The organism is Enterococcus sp. DA9 (assembly GCF_008000875.1).
Lineage (GTDB): Bacteria > Bacillota > Bacilli > Lactobacillales > Enterococcaceae > Enterococcus_B > Enterococcus_B lactis.
This window is the reverse complement of sequence record NZ_CP042839.1, coordinates 895,354-917,742: the sequence shown is the minus strand read 5'-3', so window position 1 is coordinate 917,742 and position 22,389 is coordinate 895,354. Positions and strand designations below refer to the sequence as shown.

Below are 22,389 nucleotides of genomic sequence, written 5' to 3'. Positions count from 1 at the left end.
ACAAGTAATAAGAACAGTCAAATAAAAATAGCTCCTCCTATTTTTCATTTGGTTGGACTTATTACCGCAGTTGCAAGCTTTTAAACACTGTTTATATTAGAAGGTTGTGAAAAAGCTGTCTGACATCAAATGCCGGGAACAATCATCAACTTTCTTTTATCATCAACCATTTGGTTCTCTCTTTATTTCTTATCATACAGAAGCTTGAAAAAAACACAAGGTTATTTTAGCAACCAGCCACCATCGATTGGAATAATCGTTCCTTGTATATAGCTTGCTTGAGGAGAGGCAAGAAATAATGTCAGCTCCGCTACTTCTTCCGGCTGTGCCCATCGCTTGACTGGTGTTTCATTTGCCACCCACTCTGCCATCTCACCTTTCCCTTCAAAATCAGCCGCATTCATCGGCGTTTGGATGGCTCCTGGAGCAATTCCTTTTACTCGGATCCCCTGCTCTGCGTAATCCAGAGCGAGTTGTTTGGTAAAACCGACGATTGCATGTTTCGCACTTGTATAAGCGATCCCACCTCCGCCAGCAACCAAACCCGCAATTGAAGCCATGTTGATGATTGTTCCGCTTTTTCGGCGGATCATATCAGGAAGGATGATGTTTGTTAGATGATACATGCTTTTCACATTCGTTTCATAAATCAGATCCCACAGCGATTCGTCAGTTTCCATCAAGGATTTGTATGCATCTAGTATCCCCGCAGTATTCAATAAAATTGTAACTTCACCAAAATGATCCTGGCATTTCGATACCGCTTGTTGGAGTTCCTTCCTCTGTCGGACATCCCCTAGTGCGTAGGCAAAAGTTTCAGGAAATCGAAAAGAAAGTTCTTCCATTTTTCCAAATTTTTGATCTAATCCAAAAACAAAGGCATCTTGTTCCAGAAAAGCTTGGGCTTGCGCGGCGCCAATACCAGAAGCAGCTCCTGTAATAAATACGACCTGTTTAGCTAAATCTGGATAACGGTTTTTCATTCTACGATTGCCCAATCATCTGCTAAAATATCGCAAACTGTAGGAGCAAAGCTAGAAAAACCTTCATCACTTGTTTTGATCAATAAGTAAGGCGTCACCGGACAGCCATCAAATTCATCATCGGATACGAGAACAACATACAGCTCAAATCCACTCCATCCTTTACGAATAATCTTTGCACCTTTTTTCAATTCTGGTAAAATTTCTTCAAATGTCATCTTTATTCTCCTTTTTTTGTTATTGTTTTGATTGTTTTTGAATCATTTCAAATTTTTGAGATAGCTGAATGTAATCTATCAATTTTAATTCTTCGGTCACAATAAAATAGTCAAGATCCGCCCACGGTTTTCGATGAACTTTACTTGTTGAAATCAGAAGATCTACTTCTCTTCCCCGATAATCCGTTGGTAGAAAAATCAGCTGATAATCATTACGGAAAAACGTCCGTAACCCCTCCTCTAACAGTTGCTCTTCAAATAATGGAAAATCTGTCATCAAGAGGATCGTGATCTTTGGAAGCTGTGGAGTAAAGGCTCCTAATGTTTTAAACACAGTCAGATACCGTCCCATCAAAAACGCATGATTTTTAAACGCCAGATGATTAGGCTGTTTGTGTCTGCTTTCAAAAAAGCGTACTAACCATTGTTTTAATTCCTTGTTTTCAATGACTAAATGATTAATGAAGTCACTACTGTTTCCATCAATCGTTTCTTTTGCGTTAGGAAAAAGATAGGCGAAAAAATGACTACTGAACAAATAGTTTTCTGCCTCAAAGGTCAGATCTTCCGCTGGTAGCTCCTGCTCTTCTTGATAAAGAGAAAGAGCTGCTTTTGCTTCAGAAAGAGCTGCAAAAGGCGGTGTTTCTGCTTGTTGATGGAAATCAAAAATTTTCTTCCGTATCTTAGGATCACTATAATATTCTTCACGCGTCATCAGAACAAGAAATAATGCGCCTAATTCGTCTTCTACTTGAAAATAATTAGGAAATACCGGCTCCATGACTTGGCAGAATCGTTGGAACAACAGATTGTCTGCGATCAGCCGTCTTTTTTCTCATTCAATACCACATAATGCTTCTGTGATTTTCTTAAAAAAAAGGCACCTAGCATGTATTCCAAACGTCTTTTTTTGATTTCATTCAAACGAACATTGAAAAAAGCCATGATATGTTCTGCCATATTCTTTACGTCCATTTGAGAAATCGTTTCAAACGGCCAGATTTTCCCTCGAAACAACTGCCAGAATGTCATATGCAAGTAAAGTCGAATGATTTCTTCTTCGCCTTGCGCGATATATGTACCTCGTTGCAGACGAATGCCATAAGTTTGCAGTTGCTGTTTCCATTCATTGATTTTTCGATGAGCAGTGGATTCACTAATGTAATGCTTTTGCGCAAATTGGTACATCGTGTGGAATTCTTCAAAAAAATGTCGTGCAGCAGCTGGAATTTCAGCGTACTTTGCACGAGATAGATCAAAAAACGCTCATGTTCAATCGAATCGAGCGCATCATAAAAGTTATAACCAGAACGGTGATTTTTTGTAAACAAAGGGTGCGTCTTACCGCTAAACTGCTGATAGTTTTTAGACAGCTCGTTTAGGTATTTCGACACACTGCGGGCATCCAGCTGAACAACTTGCGCTAATTGTGCAGCAGTATGCCAAGCTTGATCCTCAAAACTTTCTAGGAGGAGAATCTTATAATATAGATCTTTATCAAATTGTTTAAGATACTCGGAAGACAAATACACGTCTTTCCCTCCTTTTTTATGCTAGAACGTTTTGGTTATTGTAGCATAAAATAGTGGTTTTCGCATCAAAACAAGCCAGCAAAAGGCTGAAAGAATAACGGTAGCAACAAAACGGTCAATATTCCATTTACGCATATCGCAAGCCCTGAAATGATCCCTTCTACTTCGCCAATCTCGATTGCTTTTGCTGTACCGATAGCATGAGAAGTACTTCCTAACGCCACACCGCGAGCAACGGGACTTTCAATCTTGAATAAGCGGAAAATATGAGTAGCGATCAGCGAGCCAAAAATACCTGTAGAGACAACAATTGCAAGAGTCACGGCATTCACCCCGCCCATCGTATGAGACAAATCGACAGAAATAGCCGTCGTTACAGATTTCGGTAGTAAAGAGATGACCATCTCTTTATGAAGAGAGAAAAAATAACCGATCCCTACACTAACCAAGCAATTTGCGACTATTCCTGCTAAAATCGCAGCCATTACAGGATAAAAATTTTCTTTCAGCAAACGGAAGTTTTTATAAAGCGGAATGGCAAGTGCCACTGTCGCAGGAGTAATCAGCATAGTCAAAAAATTGCCGCCGATATTATACTCTTTATAGCTGACGCCAGAAAAATGCAAAAATAAGATAATAACAACAATCGATAATACGAGAGGATTCAAAACAGGCAGTTTATATTTCCGCAAAAATTTGTCAGATAATACGTACACTCCTAAAGTCAAACTTAAGCCAAATAATGGATTCACAAAAAACTCAGTCAATTTGATTCTCCTCCATTTCGTTTACAGATACCCTGCTTGCTTTTTTCTTACGGACATAGCCTAGCAAAGCTTCTACCCCTTCTGCCGTTTTTCCCGCTGCGACCATCGTGACGATGGAACACACGACGACTGCCCCCAGTAAAATAGGCCATATCGAAGCGATATCATCGAAATATTCCAATAAACCTACACCAGCTGGAACAAATAAAATAGCTAGATTATTCAATAAAAAATCACCAGTTGCTCCGATTTTTTCAGGATCAACAAGATGCATTTCAAATGCTAAAAATAAAAAAAGAATACCTAAGATACTCCCAGGAATAGGTAAATGAGCAAAAATTCGGATACCTTCTCCTAATACAGAAAAGAAAATAATAATGAAAAACTCTTGAAAAATTTCATCAAACAACACTCCTTACGTATAGCTTTCATTTTACTAACAAACCTTTTCTGAAAGTTTCAAAACATGCTGTTTCTAAGATACAATTTTTGAGAAAAAAAACGTTTTTTTTTTGGTATATTTATAGTTAAGCTTGGTGATTTGTGGAGAACTTTTAAAAAGAGTTGGAGTTTTGCTGTTGGTCTGGTTTCTTATACGTAATGGAAATCATTTTTTTATTCACATTTGTTAAGACTGCAGAAATCCTTCCGACACGAAACACTGCACCGAGGCTTTTCGTGTTGATGTTTCTTTTTTTTTGCATTTTTATAACATTTGGAGGTATTTATGGATTACTCACTAATGACCCGTCTTGCGGCGGAAATGATTGGTACAGCATTACTAATCGTGCTAGGTAACGGTGCTGTAGCAAACGTAGATTTAAAAGGTACAAAAGGATATGGCAGCGACTGGATGCTGATTGCTGTCGGATATGGATTTGGGGTTATGATGCCGGCAATGATCTTTGGCGGAATCAGCGGTAACCACATCAACCCAGCATTTACGATCGCCTTAGCGTCTAACGGATTGTTCCCTTGGGCTGAAGTTGTTCCTTATATCATTGCACAATTGATTGGTGCAGCGATCGGACAATTGATCGTAGTGGCTTGTTACAAACCTTACTACGACCAAACAGAAGATGTAAACCATGTGTTAGGTACATTCTCAACAATCAACAGTGTTGGTTCTAAATTCAATGGTTTCGTCAATGAATTCTTTGGTTCATTCGTTTTATTCTTTGGAGCTTTAGGTATTACAAAAGCACCATTCTTCCAAGATAACCTTGGTACAGCTCACTTAGCACTTGGTTTCCTTGTATGGACATTAGTTGCTTCACTTGGTGGTCCTACAGGTCCTGGCCTGAACCCAGCTCGTGACTTTGCACCACGTCTTGTACACGCACTACTTCCATTGAAACATAAAGGTTCTTCTCAATGGGGATATGCATGGGTACCCGTTGTTGCACCTATCTGTGCTGGTGTCGTAGCAGTATTCTTATATAAATTATTATTTATGGCTTAATTAAAAGCTAAATAAAAAAACTTGGTACAGCGATTGCGTACCAAGTTTTTTTATTTTTAGAAAAAGCAGACGGACTTTCTAAAAGAAATTCTCTATTCGATCCTGTCGATGATTTCTTCAGGAAAATCGTCTATTTGCTTGTCAATTTTGCTGTCTTTGTATTTCTCTTCTTGGATAGTCAACAAAATCTTTGTAAGGTTCCCCCAGTCTACTGCTCTTGGCGGATCAAGCCAAACTACTACTTGAGACACACTTTCTTCATATAAATTGTTTCTATTCGTGATTATAACATCCGGAAAATCAGACTTTCCAGCCTCTATCACTTCCGTATTCAGATTAATATACAAACTTAAATTTTTCTTGATAAATCGATTATAGGCAGCACCATAAGAAAAATCGATAATGATTTTTACTGGCTCAGAAACCAGTTGAACGGGTATGTGATTGATCAATAACAATAAATAACTGAAAAAAAGAAAAAATTTATCTTGAAGCAACTCTTTGTGTTTTGACATTAGATCATTCATATACTCTAACAGATAGCAATAAAATGTAGGATAGTTTTGATTAAAAAAAGAAATATCTAGTGGAAATTCATCCGATTTATTAAGGGTATAATGCAAAAGTTTAAAATGTATTTTGGTTAACTCATTTTGGATCGATTTTCTCGTTTCTTTCGGTAACCGTTTGAACCGTTTTTCAAAACTTTCAATGAACCGCTCATTCAACCATTCGATTGTTTCATCTTCTTTTTTCCTCAAATACTTTTGATCTAACTTATCATGGAGATAAAGCCACGAGAGTGTCTTACAGATAAAAACAACTGATTCTGTCTCCAGTACTCCTTTTAGATAGAAAAATCCTATATCTGAGAAAAACAGCGGCTGATTGTTGGCAATATCTAAAGAATCTTCTTGTTCAGACAATAGATTGATTGCTAAAAAGTGGAATAATTTCTTTTTTTCATAAGCGGAAAGAGGATAATACCGATTTAAATTTTTTACCATTTTTTCTGTTTTTATAATTATAGGTAGCGAATACAACTTTTCAACACTTATTTCTGTTGAGTTAAAAAGATTATATAAAAAAAGGCGGATGTTTTTAGGATTTCCTGTCAACTTTCTCTTCTCAAAAAAAATTTGATACTTTTTTAGATTTCTTTTCAGCCCTTGCAATACTTTATAAGCCACAGAATAACTCACATGATGCTGTTCAGCAAAATTTTCTATTGAGATATATTTTTCCTGAAAGAAAGCCAATACCATTTTCATGGATAAAGAATCTGTTATATAGCGAGATAATAGGGCATTACTAGAACTTTTACCATTGATTTCCAAACATATCACCAATTCACTAACAGTTAGACGAAAGTTTTTCTCTAAATCGAACATTTGTAAATCATGTTTTAGCTTATCGATAGTTTTTTTCAAGAGAAATGTCGATAACGATAGTTTCTCTTGAATATCCGAGATTGATTCTGATAAATTTGAGCTTGCTTCTAAATATTTAAGTAATGAATAACTTCTATAATCTTCCTTGCTTAAAAAAAACTCATAATTCATTAGCGATCAGCTCTTTCTACGTATATTGCTGTTTCCATTCCTTCACTGCTACTATCCCTTCTTATTCGTATTTCCTACATCGTCCCAACTGTACGCTACACAAACTGGAGGATCCGTTTATTGACCATTCTTGCTGTTAGACCTATTATAATGATTATATCATTTACTTATAGGCATCTACGCTAATACAAAAGCGTTTTATACTATCGAAAAAGAACGTAAATATCACGCAATAAGGAAAATATTTATTATTTTGATCTTACTTTTCTTTCTCTTCTTTCTTTCTCAAAATAAACCAAAGGATAAGTATTAAAACGAACAACAAGAAAATCAGCGCTTCTAAGATGTAGATCCAATTATTGGCCTTTTTAATCGTCACATCCTTCGTATTCAATTCCTTGGCTTCTTTCTCGTCTATCATAAACGCTTTTTCAAATATCCATTGGTCGGTATAGTTGATGATGGTATTTTCTTTTTTCTTGAGAATTTTCCGTTTTCATTTTCATTTCCTAGAATGGTCATTGTGAGATGATATTCGCCTGGAGTTAGTGGCTGACCATTCAAAGCTGTTGGAAAAGAAAAGTTTGTATTCGGCGCAATCTGCAATCCTTCTTTTTCCTCCTGATATAAAACTTCAGAATGCCCTTTTTTTGTAATTTTTGTTTCAATAACTACCTGATTGATATAGGTTTTTTGATCATTTTGAACGTTTGCTAAAATGACATTTCTTGCATTGATTTGATCAGGTTTAACTTCATGGAGAACTAAGTTAGGAGCAACTTCATTCAGTGTCTGTCGCATTAACAAGGCAACAGTATAGGCGTATTCATTCTCAATCGATAAGCTTTGATCCTTGTTTTCTGTTTGATCCTTTTCCGTCACAATTTCTTTGAATGTGATCCCACCGGCCAATACACCATCGAATCGATCTTTTGGCATCTTAGCATGAAAAACCACGGTTTGAACGCTTTTAGGTTCCAGTGTCACTGTCTCTGGATAACTCACATAGTCGATCAGATCAAAGATTAGACTTTCGTCTTTTTCAATCTCATTTTTTCCATATTCAACCATCACGTTTGAATTAGTCGTTGCGCTATTCACAGAAATGTCGATTTTCACTTCTTTTTCCGTATCATTTCTCAATTCTGCTTTTAATTCTACTTCCTGATCTGGAACAAGTTGGAGATCGAAATAAGTTTTTCTTTTATCGATTTGATTCTCCGAAGTTATTGGCGTCACCGAAAAATTGAATGCACTAGCTGTCACTGGTAAATGGTTAAAAAGTGTCCCTATAATAACTAGGAGTGTTACAAATAATTGCTGTTTTGGTTTCAAGTAAATCGCTCCTTTCATCATATGTAAGAAAAGATGGGAACAAAAGCGTGTCTCTGCCATTTTAAGCTGTGCAGGAAATAAGTATTTATGGTTCCTGTTGTCCTTGGTGCACCATGCTTTTGTCCTCATCTTCTCTTTTTATTAATTTTCTGGAACATCTGCAAGAATCCAGGATAGTTTCCCCTCAAATGTTCCAATCCTTTGATTTTCTACAGGAATATCTATTCTGATTCCATGTTGAGATGTAGAATCTAAAATAGCAGACAAATCACTTTCGCCTTTTTGGTCACTTTCAAAAATCGTAACAGCAGATGACCCTATAACCGTTGTCTCTTCAGAAGTAACAAACGAAAGAGCTTCCGGGAGTTCAAACGTTCCATTTGTAAGAACTTTTTCTTGTTTCAGTTGTAATGTCCAACCTCCAGAAGCCCGTTCATCCATGATTTTCAATCCACCTGAGAACTGCCCAAATACACTTAATGGTTTATTGGATATTTTGTGTTGCCCAAAATCAACATACTGAGGAGCCGCTGAAAGATAAAGCTTTCCTTTTCTGTAATAAAAATAGATATCCGCTGTATTTTCGGAAAAGACACCTTCTGTATTCGCTGAATCAGAGTCAAAAACATATCCCTCAATATCAATAGGAAATTCTTTATAATTCTCTCCGATTTTTCCAGTGATTGTTTTCATTTCTGCGAGATCATTTTGACTCTCTTTCTCTTTATAGTAAACATGGACATCTATTTCCTTCAGCTTCGCAATCGTCAGACTTATATCATTTGACTGCTCAATTAACTTTGCATCCTCAAGATATTCAAAGTGCATAGTGAGTACCTTTTCGGGAATGACTTCTCGCAAATCTGTTTCCAACTCAATAATCAATGTATCTCCAAGAACAAAATAATCTCCTAGATTGAGTGTGACTCGGTTTCCTGTTATCAGGATATCTTTGGTATCAACTTGATTTCCGTTGATCAAGATACGCTCAGGAATATTTAATTCTTGTGCTAGGTCTATACTAGTCTCCAATTTCTTATCTTCAAGAAAATTCCCAGTAACTTTCAATGTATTTCTGATAGTTATCTTATCGTTTCTTTCAACTTCAGCGATGGCCCCATAATCACTATCATTGACTTTTACATCAGCTGTTGATGACACATTAGATGGAAGTTGCGTCATAGCAATAGCGTTTTCTTGAAAAAATGTACCTGTTGAAGAAGTAAATCCCCAATTTACTTGTGTAGAACCGAATTGACTGATGAGATCAGGTACAATGTGAGAAGAGCGTCCGACACCTTCCAGATCATAGGTGAGACTTCTTTGAGACGCGTCCCATTGAATGATTAATGTACGCCATGTACCATCAGAGAGAAAGGTAGGTGCTACTGTTACGCCAGTATGCTCTCCGGAATAATTGTTGTTATTTGGTTTAGGAGTGACAAAGGCGACATGCCCATGTCCCTTATTATCGGCAGTTATTTCACGATCCATTCGATCAGAAGAACCACTATTTTTATATGTGTCGAACTCAATCGAGAGTGCATTTGCGACATAAGGCTGTCCTGATCGAGTCGAATAAGAACCAATTCCCATACCTGGGGAACCGATAACTTGACTGGGATCATTAGCCATTCTAGAATCACCAGTCAATGTAAAAGTCATACCATCTCCTGCTTTATCTCGTTGATTTCCTAAATATAAATAACATTTAAATGTAAAATCTGAGCGTAAATCGATTTTATTGTTTGACCAAATAGCTCCTCTTTGAGACCTCTCTGCTGGATTCAGTTGCAATAGCTTCCCGTTTTCCAATATGGACGTGCTGGTACCGATAGGTTGTTGAAAAATCTTATCAATAGAAATAATATTGGGATCATTAGGCAGCCCCACTCGATAAGTCGGGGCATTCTCCAATGGCTGTTTGATTAACTCTTCAGATTCTTCTTTGTCAGTGGTCTCTTTACTGTCAGTAGTACTTAAATTCTCACTGCTTTCTTGGATCTGGCTGGATTCTGTTAAACGATCGAGTGTCGAAGCCTCTTTGCTTTCTTCGACTCTTCTATTATCACTGACCAACTGATTCGATTCCAAAGAATACCCTATAATCGGAAAGATATTAGTCGCTAATAGACTGCTTAAAATGAGCACGATCCTTCTCTTTTTCACTATATCTTTTCCTCCTGATCGTTGAATTCCCAGATGAACTGTTCCTGTCCAAACTAATATAGCTTGGCCTTTACCAACCTTTGTTTAGATTGTCTTCACAAAACCGTTTGACTACATGCTTATTTTCAACTGTTCTTGTAAGTAAACTAGTTATTGGGTGTATCTTCTAATGTCCAAATTAATTTAGTAGAATATTGTTGCGCTAACTTGACAGATGTACCAGGTACCGAAAGCTGTACCGCATCTTTATTTTCATTTTCATTCGCACCAAATCGATAGACCCAAGTCCCCACACCTGTTCCTGATTTAGCATTGATTGCTAACGTATTATTTCCTCCTGGTGTCAGCGTTAATTCAGAATTGACCGTTTCAGGTGTATATGTTGGGTCAACCAAAGAAACAGCTTGTCCTTTCGTAAACTTCAGCTGTGCTCCAACTAGTTCGTCCCCACTGGCAGTTTTAAATTGTTCTGGTTGGGCTACACTTAATTTCCACCCAGATAGTGTTCCTCTTTTATCTGTCACTTGGACATATGTCGGTTTTTTAGAACCATCAGTCATTTCATCAGCAGATGCATAATACGTTTTATCTGCAGTAGAAATTTTTTGAGTCCCAAATTTGAATTTTGATCCATAGTCAATCGATAATGCTCCTCCTGTTCCAGGACTTGGAGGGTCTACTGGATCGACAGGGACGTTGGGATCAGGATCTTCCGGATCAACTGGAGGAGTTATTCCCTCATCTCCTGCTTCAAATGTGATTGTTCCGTCTGTGTTATATTCCTTTGGGTATACTTCAGCTGCAGAGACGAAAGTCGTACTTACTGCCATACTGAATAACATCGTTGCCACTAATATAGTTTCTTTTTTCATCATTGCCATTCCTCTTTCTTTTTTAATAAATATACAATCGATCCATAGCACATGTTTGCTTTACGGAACTTATGAGAGAGAAGAATATCGTTCCGTATCTGCTCATATATGTCGATTAGTTGTTAGATGATTATCAGTCCGTTTTGATTCTTATTTTTCTATTGCCGCTTGATGCAATTAAAATTAAAACTATAGCTGTCATAGTCTTTAAAATCATTTGTACATCTCACACCCCCATCCATCAAATATGACTTGACTGTCAAGACTGCAATCAATAGTTATTATAAGTAAATAAAAAATACATATTATATTATTTTTTGACAGTATCAGATAAAAAAAGAATAAACGCTTGCATCTAGTACTCCCTATGTTATGAATCGATTGATCAAATAAACATTCGCTGACTATTCTTCACAGCAAAAAAGCAGCATATCCACAATAAATGGATCTACTGCTCTTACTTATCCTTATAATTAACAGGGATTTTCTTTGTCGTTGATGATATTCCATCACTCCCGTAATAATAACAGAAAAAATATTAGAACCTATTAAAATCAATAGGTGTCGCGGTTTCCTTCAATACGGTATTTAAGCTTTCGATATTTGCTCGTCCTTGTGTATTCATCCATTCAATTGCTGCCTCTTTTCCATCAAGGACATAATGTTTGATTCCATCAGCCCAAGTGGCACGACCACAAAGAACACCGTTGAAAGTAGAACCGGCATGTTTTGCAAAATGTAAGGTTTCTTGGAACAATCCAGAGGTTACACCAGCACTCAAAAAAACGTAAGGCAGAGGAGTAGATTCAGCTTGTTCTTTGAAAAAAGCTGCTGCTTCTGATTTTGTATAAATAGCTTCATCTATCCCATACCCTTCGACATATTTCATATTGACTGGCACTTCTACTTTTAGTGCATCCACCCCGTAACGTGTTTTAGAGAATTCTTTCATCATTTCAATCACTTTATGGGGTTTTTCGCGTGCATATTTTTTCGATGTTGAATCAGGAATGGTTGCATCGTAAGACAGCAATTCTAGAAAGAATGGTAACTTCTCTGCTTGGCACTCCAAACCAATTCGTTCAATAAAGGCGTGCTTTTGATGATTGATTTCTTCAGATTCATCAATATCATAATATAGCAGTGTTTTACATGCATCCGCACCAGCTTCTTTCAAGCGCTTGACTGACCAAGAAGCTAACAAATCTGGGAGGCGTCCAGGAGTGGAGGTATCATAGCCGGTTTTCTCATAAGCTAACAATAATCCTGAATTTTCGTTCTTTACATCAGCAGCAGGTAGCCCGTAGTCTGGATCTAATAAAATAGATGATGCATATTCCGTTAATTCAGAGGCAACGATTTTCTTAAATTCTACAATCTCTGTGTCTTCTGCTTCACTTCCCTTGAATTGAGCAATCATTTTCTTCAATGCACCACGTTGGTCGATTGCTAAAGCACCAATTATCCCCTCGCTACTACATAAGCGATTGATAAATCGTCGTTTTTCTTCATTCAAATTGATATCCTCCTAGACTTCTTTTATTTGTATCTGCTTAATTAATGTATGATAATTTCCTAACTCAATATAACCCGTGGTTTCTTCTTGTGCATTTAGTATTCCCAGAGCATTTCCTTGCTTCAGCACCACATCAACTGATTTTTCTTTTTCAATAGCAACCGCTAAACCAGCTAACATTGCATCACCAGAACCTACAGGGTTTACGGCTTTGATTGAAGGAATCATCACATGATAGAATCGATTCGAATTTTTAGCAAATGCACCTTTTCTACCCATCGAGACTACAACCCAGTCAATACCAGCAAATAACGGATCCGATGAAGCTACTTTCAGTTTCTTCACATCTGTAGTGATAGGCTGATCTAATAACTCCGCTAGTTCTTGTATGTTTGGCTTAATCAAATACGGTTTAGACTCTCCTTTAAGTACTGTCATCAATGCTTCGCCAGAACAATCTAACATGACCGGCTTGGGTCTGCAGACTTGTATCATTTGCTGGTAAAAATCTATCGGAAGTCCTTGAGGCAAACTACCAGAAAAACAAATAACATCAGCTTTTACTGCCAATTTTCCTAAATGATTGAGAAAGTCAGAAGCCTCTTGTGTAGAAACAATTGGTCCACTTTCTAAGATTTCCGTCTGCTGACCTTCATGTAAAATAGCGATGCAATTTCGTGTTTCGCTTTTGATGGACAAAAATTCATGAAGGATATTATCTTGTGTTAACCTCTCTTTGATTTCTTCCCCTAAAACCCCACCAATTAATCCACTCGCCATCACTTCTGCATCTAATTGTTTCAAAATGCGTGTGACATTCAATCCTTTCCCACCGACTGTTTTTTTCACATTTTTCACACGATTGACTGCATCTAAACTAAATTCTGTTAATGGATAAGAAACATCGATTGAAGGATTCATCGTAATCGTTAGAATCATTGATTAGCCTCACAATCTTGGTATTCATCGCGATTCCATTTTTCGATAAATTCATCAAAAAAATTCGGATCAATTTGATACTCATTAGCTTTTTCGATTTGTTTGATTTTAGCAATCAGTTGCTGGTTCTCATCCGTTTCTTGATATTTTGCCTGAATGAAAGCATCAAGAATATCACAAATCAAAAATTCTCCAGTAATCCGAGCGCCAAACCCGATCACATTTGCATCCAATTGTTCTTTTGCATAGATAGCTGTTGTCATATCACGCACTAATGCGCTCCGAATACCTGGAACTTTGTTTACTGCATTATTGATTCCTACCCCGGTCCCACATAAACAGACCCCTAGATCTGCTTTTCCCATCACTACTGCTTCTCCTACTTTTTTCCATAAATAGGATAATGAGTCCGTGTGAAATCATAGGTTCCCATGTCTAATACTTCATGTCCTTTTGCTTTCAAAAAATCTGATAGAGCCATTTTAGTATCTGTGACGATGTGGTCACAACCAATTGCGATTTTCATACTTTCTCCTTTTTTATGCCATTTTATTCAACATATCTACACGAACTTGATGTCTACCACCTGCGTAAGTTGCTTGTAAAAATTCCTTTACGATTGATAACGCTAACTCTTCTCCTACGATCTTCGACCCAAGAGCAATCATGCGAGAATTATTGTGCTCTCTAGTCATATAAGCGCTACGTTCGTCTGAAACTACTGCTGCAATCATCCCTTTGACTTTTGTTGCTGAGATGAAGCTTCCTACTCCGTAACTGTCTACTGTAATACCTAAACTTCCTTCATTATTCATTAGATCATTCGCGACGGCTAAAGCAGATGCTACAAAATCTTCAGAAGGTGTCTCACTTTTATCTGCTATCATAAATCCTTTTTCGATTAGATCTTTCTTGATCACTTCTTTCAGTTGCATTCCATCTTTATCCGAACCGATTACTATACGCATCTTCTTACCTCTCTTCCTTATTCAAGCAATTTGCTGTTGCTGATTTTCTTATACCAATAGGCACTTTTTTTCGCATATCGATTTTGATTTTTAAAATCGACATAAAATAAACCATAGCGTTTCTTATAGCCATTTGTCCATGAAAACACGTCCATCAATGACCATACAAAGTAACCTTCTACATTTACCCCGCGCTCAATAGCTTTTAAAATGGCTTTCAAGTGTACGAAAATATAAGCGATTCGAGAATCATCTTGCACTTGCTTGTCACATAACACATCTTTTTCGCCCATTCCATTTTCTGTTACATAGATTTTTTTATAGTTTGGATACCGTTCCTTGATAAAGACCAACATATCCTCTAGCCCTTGCGGATAAATTGGCCAATCCCAGTCTGTTGTTGGAACTTCAGGGTTATTGACTCTTTCTCCAACCCCTTTCAATGCAAAACGACTACTTCCTTTTTCTCCCGTACCGTTGTGATGGATAGTAGATTCACCAATATAAGCTTTTACGAAATGGCTAGCATAATAATTGACTCCAATAAAATCAATTTGATCAGCTGCATAAGCTAATATCTCAAATTCTTCACATGTAGTCTTCAACACTCCTTTATTTTCGCGAAGAATTTCTTCAATGTTCTCCAAAGTATCTTCAGCGTAATGTCCCCTATAAGTAGCATCTAATAAAAATTGATTTGCTAAAATATGTTCTTTTCTTGCAGAACGTGTATCTTCAAGATGATTAGTGATACCATATTTTGATTCCAAGATGTGGACAATACCGATTTCTCCTAGGTACTCCGCCTTTTTATACTTTTCAACTACTTTTGCATGAGCAACCATCATGTTATGCATAGCTTGGATTGCTTTTGGAAGATCGTATTTTATATTCGGTGGAAAATGACCAATAATGTATTGACCAGCTACTACAGACCAAGGCTCATTGAACGTGATCCAATAATTTACTTTGTTCCCATATTCTTTGAAACAAAACTCCGCAAAATCAACATAAGCAATAATCGTTTTTTGAGAAAGCCAATCGCCCTTTTCGAACAAAGATAAAGGGGTGTCAAAGTGATGCAAGGTAACAAAGGGTTCCACTCCATTAGCTATACATTCATCAATCAATTTGTGATAAAACTGGACACCGGATGGATCAAATTTTCCGACACCTGAAGGAAATATCCGTGACCAAGCAATAGAAATACGAAGACCATTGATACCGAATGTACGGCATAATTCTAGATCTTCTGGGTATTTATGATAAAAATCACTTGCTAGACTTGGATCAAACATACCTTGCTCTTTTAAATAATCATCCCAATAATTCTTCCCTCGATTTCCTTCTAATAGTGCACCTTCTGCTTGAAAAGCAGCTGTCGCAGCACCAAAAACAAAATGCTCCGGAAACTTATTCATTCTTTACCTCCTTAAATTAAATTCTTAAAAACAAAATCTACTGCTTGATTCGGCGCTTTCGCTAAAGCCACATACTCCGCTCCACTAGTAGAAACAGCTTTTGTTTTGTAATTTTTTACATCTTCTTCCAATTCTTTAAACATTGAAGCCATTTGTGGAGCTAAAACGATCAAATCAAATTCATTGATTAAATCTTTGTGTTGCCCATAAGCCATTGCTGTAGATTCAATATCGATAGCTCGAGCTTTAGCACCTTTTTTGATTGCATTAGCCAACATAGAACTTGTTGCACCATTTGCACATAGAACCAATACATTTTTTTGACCACCTTCTTCCATTAACCCTGTAGTCACTTGTTCAGCTATAGGAGGTTCTTCTGTAAAAATCGGTTCAGCCTTTACTTCCTCAAGGGTTTCTTTTGCCACTAATTCATTGTCATATGCTTTGAAAAATGGAAAATATATTAAGAAATCAACGATCAGTAATAGTATGACTAATAAAACTGCTAATCCAGCAAATCCTGTTCCTAAAATCAAACCAATTGGTCCAGGCGTTGTCCATGGCAAATTATAAATAAATCCATCCATCCCTAAAGTATCAACGAAAAACTTAAAAATCCACACATTTAAGATTGGCGCAGTCACAAAAGGAATAAAGAAAATCGGGTTCAAAACAACTGGTGCACCAAACAGGATCGGTTCATTCACACCAAATAACACAGGGATAGCAGAAGCACGACCAATCGTTTTCATTTGCTTCGACTTTGCCAAAAAAGCAAACATGAATGTTAGGATAAGCGTAGCCCCTGTACCACCTAAAGTAGCGACAAAATATTGGATCCCTTGAGAAAGAATCCGTGGTGCATGTTCACCACTTTGATAGAGCTGAAGATTCGCTTCAACATTTGTAATATAGATTGCCGCAACTGCAGGTTCTACGATAGAAGGTCCGTGGATACCGACAAACCAGAAAAAAGCCATTGCCCCAAAAATCAATGCCAGTCCTAAATATCCATCTGCAGCACTAAAAATTGGCTGGAACAATTCAATAATCTTTTCTGAGAATCCTGTTCCTGCTAAATGCCTGAACCCTAAGTCGAATAACCAAAAAAAGACAGTTGCTAACGTGATTGGGATAAGATCTTTGAATGTCTGCGAAATATTCCCTGGAACTTCTTCAGGCATTTTTACAGTGATATTGTTTTTGACACAGAAACGATAGATGTTTGGGACAATAAATCCGACTACAAAAGCTGTCAACAATCCTTTTGTTCCCATAAAATCAGAAGAGAAACCGCCTTCAATCGCATCCACGCCAATAATCACAAATCCAATAAATGCTGCGATCATCGTTGAAGTAGGATTGATTTGATTGGTTTTAGGTAGTTTATTATTAAAAGTCTCCGTCAAACTTTTTGTCACAGTAGCTGCCATAAGCAAACCTAGAATACCCATTGATCCGTTGTAAGCCTTCATTAGAATCGTTTCGATTGATGTATCCCAATGGAAACCGAAAGCATTTGGAACATAAGCAGCTAACAAAAAGAAACTTGAAAAAAGAATCACTGGTATAAGGCTGATAAAGCCATCTCTAATCGCTCTCAAGTAAGGATTATTCGAAATCTTTTCAAAATGAGGTTTCATCTTTTCGATTGTTTGTATCAGCTGTTTCATACTGCTTCTGCCCCTTACGCTTTTTTGTAGATATTGAATAAATGTCTGATCGTATCTTTCAACAACATCGTCGTCATCAAGTGATCTTGTGCATGGACCATGATAAAACCGATTTCGACTGATTCACCGTTTGCTTCAGCTGCTAACATTTGTGTTTGAGATTTATGTGCCTGCATCAAACTGGTATGAGCTTCTTCTACTAGCCGCTCTGCTTGCTCAAAATTTTTCTTTTCCGCTTCTTCAAGCGCTTCCATTAATTTGGATCGTGCTTCTCCTGCAAATGCAACTACTTCAAATCCAATCATTGCTGCTTCTTCTTTATTCATCGACTTCTCCTTTTTGTTTATTTTTGTTTGTTTTTGTTTCTTCCAAACATATCATAAAAGAAGAATCCATTCCTGTCAATAGCAGATTTACTGTTTAAAATTGACTTTATTTTCAAAATATAATATGTTTAATTCGGACATAAAAGAAGGACTTGAACGAGGGGCAAGAAAAAAATGATAAAAGAAGAACGTCAAAAGTATTTGATGGATTTATTGAGCCAATATAAATTCTTAAAAGTAAGAGACATCGTCAATGAACTTAAAATAACTGACATGACTGTTCGCAGAGACTTTCAAGAATTAGAAGATAAAGGACTGATCATTCGTGTACATGGCGGTGCAAGAATTATTGAAGACAATAAGAACGATATACTTACTGAGCTAAGCCATCGAGAAAAACAACATATCCATCTCAATGAAAAATTGGAGATTGCAAAGATCATTGCTGAGAATATATTCGAAGACGAGACTGTTTTTTTGGGTGCAGGTACAACCATCGAACTGGTCTATGAGTTTTTAACCGTGAACCATGCCAAGATTATCACGAATTCCATACATGTATTCGACAAATTCAAACATGATTCAAGATTTGAATTGATTTTGATTGGCGGTTCTTATCGGAGTAAAACTGGTGCATTTGTGGGAACGATTGCAAATGATTTTATTTCAGGAATCCATGTGATGAAAAGCTTTATCGGAGTAAATGGATTAGATACATCTGCTATCTATACTTCAAATGAAGACGAAGGATTAACTCAAAAATGTGCGTTGAATATTGCTGAACAGAGATTTATTGTTGCTGATCACCACAAAATAAATAAAAAAGATTTTTACAGTTTTTATTCTTTAAAAGACGCTGACTACCTAATCACTGACTCAATGATTACTGCGGAAGATCAAGAAATATTTGGAAAGAAGATCCCTATATTATCTTCTAAGGTACGACTTGATTTATCTTGAATAGAATGAGTTTTCCACTATTGCTTTCTCTCATGATGCCATAGATATAGAAAAACAAAAAAACTTGGTACAACATTCGTGTACCAAGTTTTTTTGTTTTTCTAGAATGGTTTATCGATCAATCATACACAGGTGTAACTGTTTCTTTCAATACGAAATGATCGTCATCGCTTGTTCAAATTCTTCTTGCAAATGTTGTGTTTGATAGGCATGAAAAGCTGGGTGATGGGCACGCAAGAGTACACGTAATTTCATAGGATCATAGCTGTCTAACAACTGTTCTTTCAAAACAAAATCACGAGTCAGTTGCCATTCATAATAATAACCGAATGGTCGACAACTATAAATTGCTCCATGGATCAACTGATCTTCGAACCGCCGATGCGTATGACCAAAAACTACTTGTTTGATATTTGAGTAATGGTCTAGTAATTTTCCGAATGATTCTGATCCTAAAAACGCATTTAATTTGTTCCAACGCTCATAAGGAGCAGATTGATACACGATAAATGCTCGTTTAGGAACGAAATGAGTGGATAGAATGACCTCAAGTTTTTTTGCTTCCAACTGGTCTAGCAAATTTTTTGCAGCTGCAAGCATTTCTGCATTGACCTCGAGATCTGTTTTCCCACGCTGGATGAATCGATCATACCAATACAAACGTTTCATTCGTACGATTGCATCGTAATCTTTCAATTCAGAAAACTGATAGTCGTACCAGCCATTCATCCCTAAAAGAACGGTCTGCTCATTTAAAGCAATATACCGTTCATTTAAAAAATGTGGGTCTGGAAAATGGTCCATCATCTGTTCATTGGGCACATCTGCCAACTCGTGATTGCCGAAATGAAAGGTCGTAGATAATCCTTTATTGACGAAAAATTCGACAACAGCTAGGCAACGATCTACTTTATTGGCCGTATCTCCGGCTAGATGAAGCCGAGTGATCTTGTGCTTTTGCAAAACTTGCCAAAGCTGCCTCAGCTCTGATTCGCGGAATTTATTGATGTCCACATGTAAGTCGCTGATGATCGCCAATTTTCCCATTTTATCCCTCTAGTCTTTTCGAACAACTTGCAAGTTGCCTTTTCTCAAGCCGCTGGGTCCTTTTAATTGTAAACTATTATAAGTTGGTTCTAAAGCAAGTGTTGATGGATCATCCATGTAAAGTATTGCACTGTCTTTGATTTTGATTGGTCCAACTGGTGTATCAGCCACTACAGAATAAAGACTTAGATCTGTTTGTGTATCTTTTTTGACAATGATCAATCGAAATGCCGTGTCTAATTGGCAACTGACTTGGCTTTCTGCAAATGGACCGTCGCCGTTTTCGATATCTAATAACAGTTGATCATCTGCTTCTAATTTATTTTTCAATACTTCTTGTGCTTCTTTTGTCACTTCTAATTTCATCTGTATCACCTCACGTCATAGAATAATCACTTTATTCATCAGATGCAACTAATTTGTCTGGTTTTAGCTGTTTTCTGTTTGTTGGAGAGCCAACCATTCGGATCTTGTGATTCCTCTTATCACTAAAGAAACCACTTCACCATTTCTTCGCTCAGCATCTGAGATCAATCCTTCTTTTTTCATATGTAACTTCTCCATTACCCGTCCCGAATTGGAATTTCTCACGTCATGGGTAGCAAAGATCCTTACAAGATCTAATTGTTCGAAACCTAGTTTCAGCAAAGCAGCGGTAGCTTCAGGCATATAGCCATTACCCCAATAGGCAGAATTTAGCGCATAACCAATTTCGGCAGTCCCGTTATGGTCATTCACACGGATATCTGTCGTTCCGATCAGTTTACCTGATTTTTTTAGTTCTATACCATATTTTCCTAAAGGGTCCTTTATAAAGGATGTAGCAATATTTGCTCTTGTTTCAGCTAATGATTGGTTTGCGGGAAAGAGGAACCGTGTCGTTACCTCATCACTTGCATATTCATATACATCCTCTGTATCTGCTAAAGTGACGGGTCGTAAAATAAGTCGTTCTGTTTCTATCCATTGATTTTCTGCCAGTACAAGGTCTGTTTTAATTTCTTCTCCCATCTAAATCCGCTTCTTTCGTTATTTTTTCTCTACTATAGCGAAGCAGGCCCCAAAAAGCAACCTGTTATTTGTCCAACCTTATCCATTCCTTAAATAACAAAATATATTCTAAAAAATAAACATCCCTTAATAACTATTGGAAAAAGAATAACTTTTTGTTCACGGATTATTAGCAACTCTTCGGTAAAGTAAACTTATCAAATAAAAAGACTTCTTTGGAGGAATCACTATGAAAGAATATATAAAAAGTATCTATTTTATCGAAGAAACACAAAACATCGAGGGTTCTTATATTGAAGTAAAAACACTTTTTGTCAATGAAGATAAAACAAAAGCATTGGATATCTATAAAAAATTAGCTGCAAAACAAACGAATAGTTTTGGATTGATATTAAGCGAGTATAAGATCAAAGCAGAAGAAAGTTATTTCTATCAATTATTAAAACGTTGGAGTAAGCTTCCCGCCGATTTTTATCGAAAAATGCAGATCATCAACTATCAACCGCTTGCTGAGACACATGCGTGAATAGAGGTTATGAAATCAGCGCTCTGACCTTAGTATTAAAGAAAAAAGATTGCCCAAACACATAAAAATCGACCTCTAAAAATTAGCTGGAAAATCTAACTTTTAGAGGTCGGTTCAATTTTTTCGATTATTATTGATTCTACTTAAATGCTTGATCCACATCTTCAATCATCAGTTTCATTGATTCTAAACCGCCCCCGCTTAAATACCAGACATCTGGTTCAAGGGAGATGATCTGCTGATTTTTACCAGCATTCGTTTGTGCTACCAGTTCATTGGCAGAAATATCATCTTTGCTATCGTCTCCACCGATAGCTTTTGTTCGGTCTACCACAAATAAGATATCCGGATTTTTTTCTAGCACATATTCATAAGAAACACTTTGACCGTGAGTGGATGCTTCGATTTGATCATCTGCTTGTTCAAAGCCAAATAAATCATGGATGAAACCAAATCTAGAACCTGATCCATAGGCTGATAATTGCCCTTCATTCACAAGTGTGACTAGTGCTTTTTTGTCAGACGCTTCTGCTTTCTTTTTCGTCTGATCGATTGCATTGGATAATTCCTCTAATTGAGTTTTGGCTTCTTCTTGCTTGCCAAAGATCTCCCCTAAAGTAGTGACATTTTGCTGGAAAGATTCCCATGGCTTTTTCGCATCTAAAGAAAGGAAAATGGTCGGAGCGATTTGACTTAGATCTTTTTGAAAATCTCTTTGCCGACCAGAAATGATGATCAGATCTGGCTGAAGTTGATTGATTTTTTCTAAGTCTGGTTCTTTGATCCCACCTGCTGATTCCACTTTTTTATAGGAGGAAAGATACTCAGGAAGGCTGCTCGTAGCTGCTCCAACTACCTTATCTCCAACACCAAGAGCATCCATCGTATCTAAAGAACCATTATCGAATACGACGACTTTTTCAGAATTCTTTGGCACCTCGATTTGATCACCATTACTGTCTTTTATCGTTAATGCCGTTTCAGCTTGCGTACTGCTTTTCTTTGTGTCTGCCTGACTGGTGTTGTTACTATTTCCACATGCTGCTAAACCAAATGATGCTAGAATCAAGATACCTACTACTAATTTTTTCATCTCTTCTCT

General features: G+C 37.0%; 20 protein-coding genes and 3 pseudogenes. 3 read left to right on the top strand and 20 right to left on the bottom strand.

Features of this window, described 5'->3' with window-relative positions; genetic code table 11:
- Window positions 1-221: 221 nt before the first annotated feature.
- From FTX43_RS05290 to FTX43_RS05270, 5 genes and pseudogenes are all read right to left on the bottom strand, one after another.
- Window positions 222-983, bottom strand: a complete 762-nt coding sequence (locus tag FTX43_RS05290; RefSeq protein WP_047929624.1) for a 3-oxoacyl-ACP reductase — start codon at window positions 981-983, stop codon at window positions 222-224.
- On the bottom strand, window positions 980-1,201 hold the full coding sequence (locus FTX43_RS05285; protein ID WP_002290506.1) for a DUF2829 domain-containing protein: 222 nt from the start codon (window positions 1,199-1,201) through the stop codon (window positions 980-982). The genes FTX43_RS05290 and FTX43_RS05285 overlap by 4 nt, the downstream gene beginning before the upstream one ends.
- Window positions 1,202-1,220: 19 nt before the next feature.
- Window positions 1,221-2,799 (bottom strand): annotated as a pseudogene (locus FTX43_RS05280) (helix-turn-helix domain-containing protein).
- Entirely contained in the window at window positions 2,799-3,500 is a 702-nt protein-coding gene (locus FTX43_RS05275) for an LrgB family protein (RefSeq protein WP_002290504.1), read from the bottom strand. Before FTX43_RS05275 ends, FTX43_RS05280 begins: the two are co-directional and overlap by 1 nt.
- Window positions 3,493-3,909, bottom strand: a complete 417-nt coding sequence (locus FTX43_RS05270) for a CidA/LrgA family protein (protein ID WP_261801553.1) — start codon at window positions 3,907-3,909, stop codon at window positions 3,493-3,495. The genes FTX43_RS05275 and FTX43_RS05270 overlap by 8 nt, the downstream gene beginning before the upstream one ends.
- Before the next feature lie 318 nt (window positions 3,910-4,227).
- Here FTX43_RS05270 and FTX43_RS05265 point away from each other — a divergent pair, with 318 nt between their 5' ends.
- Entirely contained in the window at window positions 4,228-4,962 is a 735-nt protein-coding gene (locus FTX43_RS05265) for an MIP/aquaporin family protein (protein ID WP_002290500.1), read from the top strand.
- Window positions 4,963-5,054: 92 nt separating this feature from the next.
- On the opposite strand, the gene FTX43_RS15130 is transcribed toward FTX43_RS05265, so the two are convergent.
- The 11 genes and pseudogenes from FTX43_RS15130 to FTX43_RS05210 all read right to left on the bottom strand — a co-directional run bounded on the left by FTX43_RS15130 (window position 5,055) and on the right by FTX43_RS05210 (window position 17,743).
- Window positions 5,055-6,353, bottom strand: a complete 1,299-nt coding sequence (locus FTX43_RS15130) for a helix-turn-helix domain-containing protein (RefSeq protein ID WP_047927092.1) — start codon at window positions 6,351-6,353, stop codon at window positions 5,055-5,057.
- Window positions 6,354-6,783: 430 nt separating this feature from the next.
- Window positions 6,784-7,880: pseudogene (locus tag FTX43_RS05255) on the bottom strand (DUF916 and DUF3324 domain-containing protein).
- A 120-nt stretch (window positions 7,881-8,000) separates the two neighbouring features.
- Window positions 8,001-10,028 (bottom strand): lectin-like domain-containing protein, encoded by a 2,028-nt coding sequence (locus FTX43_RS05250; protein ID WP_123856549.1) that lies wholly within the window; start codon window positions 10,026-10,028, stop codon window positions 8,001-8,003.
- Window positions 10,029-10,174: 146 nt separating this feature from the next.
- Window positions 10,175-10,903: a WxL domain-containing protein gene (locus FTX43_RS05245; protein ID WP_002320687.1), complete on the bottom strand. Its 729-nt coding sequence runs from the start codon at window positions 10,901-10,903 to the stop codon at window positions 10,175-10,177.
- Between the two features lie 535 nt (window positions 10,904-11,438).
- Entirely contained in the window at window positions 11,439-12,416 is a 978-nt protein-coding gene (lacD, locus tag FTX43_RS05240) for a tagatose-bisphosphate aldolase (protein WP_002309810.1), read from the bottom strand.
- A 12-nt stretch (window positions 12,417-12,428) separates the two neighbouring features.
- Window positions 12,429-13,355 (bottom strand): tagatose-6-phosphate kinase, encoded by a 927-nt coding sequence (lacC, locus tag FTX43_RS05235; RefSeq protein ID WP_147606819.1) that lies wholly within the window; start codon window positions 13,353-13,355, stop codon window positions 12,429-12,431.
- Window positions 13,352-13,881, bottom strand: a pseudogene (lacB, locus tag FTX43_RS05230) (galactose-6-phosphate isomerase subunit LacB). Before lacB ends, lacC begins: the two are co-directional and overlap by 4 nt.
- Window positions 13,882-13,894: 13 nt before the next feature.
- A complete protein-coding gene (gene lacA / locus FTX43_RS05225) occupies window positions 13,895-14,323 on the bottom strand; it encodes a galactose-6-phosphate isomerase subunit LacA (RefSeq protein ID WP_002309813.1) in 429 nt (142 codons plus the stop codon).
- A gap of 17 nt (window positions 14,324-14,340) precedes the next feature.
- On the bottom strand, window positions 14,341-15,744 hold the full coding sequence (lacG, locus tag FTX43_RS05220; protein WP_002348057.1) for a 6-phospho-beta-galactosidase: 1,404 nt from the start codon (window positions 15,742-15,744) through the stop codon (window positions 14,341-14,343).
- An 11-nt stretch (window positions 15,745-15,755) separates the two neighbouring features.
- Window positions 15,756-17,417: a lactose-specific PTS transporter subunit EIIC gene (locus tag FTX43_RS05215; protein ID WP_002344745.1), complete on the bottom strand. Its 1,662-nt coding sequence runs from the start codon at window positions 17,415-17,417 to the stop codon at window positions 15,756-15,758.
- Between the two features lie 14 nt (window positions 17,418-17,431).
- Entirely contained in the window at window positions 17,432-17,743 is a 312-nt protein-coding gene (locus FTX43_RS05210) for a PTS lactose/cellobiose transporter subunit IIA (RefSeq protein WP_002309816.1), read from the bottom strand.
- Window positions 17,744-17,917: 174 nt separating this feature from the next.
- Here FTX43_RS05210 and FTX43_RS05205 point away from each other — a divergent pair, with 174 nt between their 5' ends.
- The gene (locus FTX43_RS05205; RefSeq protein ID WP_002329750.1) at window positions 17,918-18,703 is read left to right on the top strand and encodes a DeoR/GlpR family DNA-binding transcription regulator; all 786 of its coding nucleotides are present in this window, start codon (window positions 17,918-17,920) and stop codon (window positions 18,701-18,703) included.
- 147 nt (window positions 18,704-18,850) lie between these two features.
- On the opposite strand, the gene FTX43_RS05200 is transcribed toward FTX43_RS05205, so the two are convergent.
- The 3 genes from FTX43_RS05200 to FTX43_RS05190 form a co-directional block, all read right to left on the bottom strand.
- Entirely contained in the window at window positions 18,851-19,750 is a 900-nt protein-coding gene (locus tag FTX43_RS05200) for a metallophosphoesterase (protein ID WP_147606818.1), read from the bottom strand.
- A 9-nt stretch (window positions 19,751-19,759) separates the two neighbouring features.
- Complete coding sequence (locus tag FTX43_RS05195; RefSeq protein ID WP_002287910.1) at window positions 19,760-20,116, bottom strand: iron-sulfur cluster biosynthesis family protein; 357 nt, start codon at window positions 20,114-20,116, stop codon at window positions 19,760-19,762.
- Between the two features lie 63 nt (window positions 20,117-20,179).
- Window positions 20,180-20,761, bottom strand: a complete 582-nt coding sequence (locus FTX43_RS05190) for a GNAT family N-acetyltransferase (protein ID WP_002312367.1) — start codon at window positions 20,759-20,761, stop codon at window positions 20,180-20,182.
- Window positions 20,762-20,990: 229 nt separating this feature from the next.
- Here FTX43_RS05190 and FTX43_RS05185 point away from each other — a divergent pair, with 229 nt between their 5' ends.
- The gene (locus FTX43_RS05185; protein ID WP_002290488.1) at window positions 20,991-21,287 is read left to right on the top strand and encodes a hypothetical protein; all 297 of its coding nucleotides are present in this window, start codon (window positions 20,991-20,993) and stop codon (window positions 21,285-21,287) included.
- A 139-nt stretch (window positions 21,288-21,426) separates the two neighbouring features.
- Here FTX43_RS05185 and FTX43_RS05180 read toward each other — a convergent pair whose 3' ends face one another.
- Window positions 21,427-22,380, bottom strand: a complete 954-nt coding sequence (locus tag FTX43_RS05180) for a siderophore ABC transporter substrate-binding protein (RefSeq protein ID WP_002309820.1) — start codon at window positions 22,378-22,380, stop codon at window positions 21,427-21,429.
- Window positions 22,381-22,389 lie beyond the last annotated feature (9 nt).

What these genes read in the sequence shown, in the direction of transcription:
- FTX43_RS05205 (WP_002329750.1), top strand. Translation starts at nt 17,918, where the DNA reads ATGATAAAAGAAGAACGTCAAAAGTATTTGATGGATTTATTGAGCCAA.
- FTX43_RS05265 (WP_002290500.1), top strand. Translation starts at nt 4,228, where the DNA reads ATGGATTACTCACTAATGACCCGTCTTGCGGCGGAAATGATTGGTACA.
- FTX43_RS15130 (WP_047927092.1), bottom strand. Translation starts at nt 6,353, where the DNA reads ATGTTCGATTTAGAGAAAAACTTTCGTCTAACTGTTAGTGAATTGGTG.
- FTX43_RS05210 (WP_002309816.1), bottom strand. Translation starts at nt 17,743, where the DNA reads ATGAATAAAGAAGAAGCAGCAATGATTGGATTTGAAGTAGTTGCATTT.
- FTX43_RS05190 (WP_002312367.1), bottom strand. Translation starts at nt 20,761, where the DNA reads ATGGGAGAAGAAATTAAAACAGACCTTGTACTGGCAGAAAATCAATGG.
- FTX43_RS05195 (WP_002287910.1), bottom strand. Translation starts at nt 20,116, where the DNA reads ATGAAATTAGAAGTGACAAAAGAAGCACAAGAAGTATTGAAAAATAAA.
- lacC (WP_147606819.1), bottom strand. Translation starts at nt 13,355, where the DNA reads ATGATTCTAACGATTACGATGAATCCTTCAATCGATGTTTCTTATCCA.
- lacG (WP_002348057.1), bottom strand. Translation starts at nt 15,744, where the DNA reads ATGAATAAGTTTCCGGAGCATTTTGTTTTTGGTGCTGCGACAGCTGCT.
- FTX43_RS05200 (WP_147606818.1), bottom strand. Translation starts at nt 19,750, where the DNA reads ATGGGAAAATTGGCGATCATCAGCGACTTACATGTGGACATCAATAAA.
- FTX43_RS05285 (WP_002290506.1), bottom strand. Translation starts at nt 1,201, where the DNA reads ATGACATTTGAAGAAATTTTACCAGAATTGAAAAAAGGTGCAAAGATT.
- FTX43_RS05290 (WP_047929624.1), bottom strand. Translation starts at nt 983, where the DNA reads ATGAAAAACCGTTATCCAGATTTAGCTAAACAGGTCGTATTTATTACA.
- lacA (WP_002309813.1), bottom strand. Translation starts at nt 14,323, where the DNA reads ATGCGTATAGTAATCGGTTCGGATAAAGATGGAATGCAACTGAAAGAA.
- FTX43_RS05180 (WP_002309820.1), bottom strand. Translation starts at nt 22,380, where the DNA reads ATGAAAAAATTAGTAGTAGGTATCTTGATTCTAGCATCATTTGGTTTA.
- FTX43_RS05245 (WP_002320687.1), bottom strand. Translation starts at nt 10,903, where the DNA reads ATGATGAAAAAAGAAACTATATTAGTGGCAACGATGTTATTCAGTATG.
- FTX43_RS05185 (WP_002290488.1), top strand. Translation starts at nt 20,991, where the DNA reads ATGAAAGAATATATAAAAAGTATCTATTTTATCGAAGAAACACAAAAC.
- FTX43_RS05215 (WP_002344745.1), bottom strand. Translation starts at nt 17,417, where the DNA reads ATGAAACAGCTGATACAAACAATCGAAAAGATGAAACCTCATTTTGAA.